Raw genomic sequence first — 2,729 nt, 5'->3', positions numbered from 1 at the left:
CGCGGGGCGGCCGCCCGTCGGCTCGCCGCTCTCGTCGTCCCGCCGTGCCTTGCTGCGGGCGGCCCGCAGTGCTTCCCGCGCGGCGTCGGCGCCCCGGCCCGACCGCACACCGGAAGCCGCGCTCGACGGCTCCTCCACGCGGTCGGCGGAGGGCTGCGCCTCTCCCCCGTCCGGGGCGTCGTCCTCCGCGGCCGGTTCCCCGCCGGCGGGTGCGTCGGCGGCGAGGGCCCGTCGCAGGGCCGCACGGGCGGCGTCACCGGGTCGTGCCTCGGCATGCCCGGGCCCCGCGGACGGCTCCTCGACGGCTTGGTCGGGCACGGTCCCCTCCCCCGTGTCCGGGGCGGCCGTCGTCCCGGCCCCGGCGCCCTCCTCCTCGTCCCGGAGCCGTCGCTCCCGTGCCTCCCGCAGGGCGCGGCGGGCCTCGTCCGCCGGGCTCGGGGTCATGACGGCCTCCTGAGCGACACGAGATCGGTCAGTTCACGGTCGGTCAGCTCGGTCAGCGCCGACTCGCCGGAGCCGAGGACGGCGTCGGCCAGGGCCCGCTTGGCCTCCAGCATCTCGGCGATGCGGTCCTCGACCGTGCCCTCCGTGATGAGGCGGTGCACCTGCACCGGCTGGGTCTGGCCGATGCGGTAGGCACGGTCGGTGGCCTGCTCCTCCACGGCCGGGTTCCACCAGCGGTCGAAGTGGACGACATGGCCCGCGCGGGTGAGGTTCAGGCCGGTGCCCGCCGCCTTCAAAGACAGCACCAGCACCGGGGTCGCACCGCTCTGGAAACGGTCCACCATGCGTTCCCGCTCGGGCACGGGCGTGCCGCCGTGCAGCAGGTCCACCGGGACCGCGCGGGCGGCGAGATGGGCGGTGATCAGCCGGGCCATGCCGACGTACTGGGTGAAGACGAGCGCCGAGCCGTCCTCGGCGAGCAGCGTGTCCAACAGCTCGTCCAGGAGGGCGAGTTTGCCGGAGCGGGCGAGCAGGCGGCCGTCGGACACCGCGGCCGTCTCCTCCTTCAGGTACAGCGCGGGGTGGTTGCAGATCTGCTTCAGGGCGCCCAGCAGCTTCAGCACCAGGCCCCTGCGCGCGATGCCCTCCGACGTCTCGATGGCCAGCATCGACTCCCGGACCACCGCCTCGTACAGCGCGGCCTGTTCGCGGGTGAGCGGCACCGGGTGGTCCGTCTCCGTCTTGGGCGGCAGCTCGGGGACGATGCCCGGGTCGGACTTCTTGCGGCGCAGCAGGAAGGGGCGGACCAGACGGGCGAGCCGCTCGACGGCCTCCGCGTCCTCGCCGTTCTCCACCGCGCGCGCGTGCCGGGCGCGGAAGGACTTCAGGGGGCCCAGGAGTCCGGGCGTGGTCCAGTCGAGCAGGGCCCACAGCTCGGAGAGGTTGTTCTCGACGGGCGTGCCCGTCAGGGCCACGCGCGCCGGGGACGGGATGGTGCGCAGCGCCTTGGCCGTCGCCGAGTACGGGTTCTTCACGTGCTGGGCCTCGTCCGCGACGACCATGCCCCAGCGCTGCTCGGCCAGCCGCGGCGCCGTCGTCCGCATGGTGCCGTAGGTGGTGAGGACGAAGCCGCCGGTCAGGTCGTCCAGGCTGCGGTCGGGGCCGTGGAAGCGGCGGACGGGGACGCCGGGCGCGAAGCGGCTGATCTCCCGCTGCCAGTTGCCGAGCAGGGAGGCCGGGCAGACGACCAGGGTCGGCTCGCGGTGGGCGCGCTTGAGGTGCAGCGCGATGACCGTGATCGTCTTGCCGAGGCCCATGTCGTCGGCGAGGCAGCCGCCGAGGCCGAGGGAGGTCATGAGGTCCAGCCAGGCCAGGCCGCGCAGCTGGTAGTCCCGCAGGGTGGCGTGCAGGTCGGCCGGGGGTTCGGCGGGGCGCACCCCGGCGGTGAGGCGGTCGCGCAGGGCGGCCAGGGCGCCGGCCGGGACCGCCTCGACGGTCTCGCCGTCGACCTCCGCGCTGCCGGTGAGGGCGACGGACAGCGCGTCGACCGGGTCGAGCAGGCCCAGTTCCCGCTTGCGGGCCCGGCGCACCAGGGCCGGGTCGACCAGCACCCAGCGGTCCCGGAGACGGACCACCGGGCGGTGCGCCTCGGCCAGGGTGTCCATCTCGGCCTCGGTGAGCGGGTCGCCGCCGAGCGCCAACTGCCAGCGGAACTGGAGCAGTTCCTCGCTCTCGAAGAAGCCGGTGCCGTCCGTCGCCGAGCCCGGGGCGGGGCGTACCACGGCGGCCGCGGAGAGGTCCTGGGCGAGATCGCGGGGCCAGTGCACGGCGACGCCGGCCGCCGCGAGACGTGTCGCCGCCACCCCGAGCAGGTCGCCCAGCTCCTCGTCGTGCAGGGCGAGGACGTCGGGCACGTCCTGTTCGGCGAGCCGGTCCAGCGGCGGCCAGATGCGTGCGGCGCGCCGCACGGCGAGGGCGGCGTCCACGCGTGCGCGTGGGCCGAACGCGGCGTCCGCCTCGCCCGCCCACAGGGCCGCCGCGTCGACGACGAGGGTGGGGTCGGCGAGGCTGTGCACCTGGACGATCGCGGCGCCCGCGGTGCGCACCGACTCCTCGCCGTCGAACAGTTCGTAGGCGGACAGGTCCAGGCGCAGGGAGACGCGCACGCCCGCGTCCATGCCGGCGGCGACCTCCGCGGCCCAGCCGTGGGCGTCGGGCAGGCGCTGCGGGCGGCGGTCCGCGAACGGCCTGCCACAGGCGTGGGGGGCGGCCGGGGTGCGGGGCAG

1 protein-coding gene and 1 pseudogene are annotated in these 2,729 nt (G+C 76.0%); both read right to left on the bottom strand.

The features are described from left to right. Positions 1-444 (bottom strand): annotated as a pseudogene (locus tag M8J74_RS34045) (SWIM zinc finger family protein); the annotation flags it as partial. Continuing rightward, a partial coding sequence (locus M8J74_RS34040; RefSeq protein ID WP_249840137.1) for an SCO1167/SCO6262 family helicase occupies positions 441-2,729 on the bottom strand: 2,289 nt, incomplete at its 5' end. The gene M8J74_RS34040 and the pseudogene M8J74_RS34045, both read right to left, overlap by 4 nt.

The sequence above is a fragment of the Streptomyces panaciradicis genome (assembly GCF_023516615.1).
Lineage (GTDB): Bacteria > Actinomycetota > Actinomycetes > Streptomycetales > Streptomycetaceae > Streptomyces > Streptomyces panaciradicis.
The sequence above is the reverse complement of the archived record's forward strand: the minus strand, read 5'-3'. Positions and strand labels throughout refer to the sequence as shown.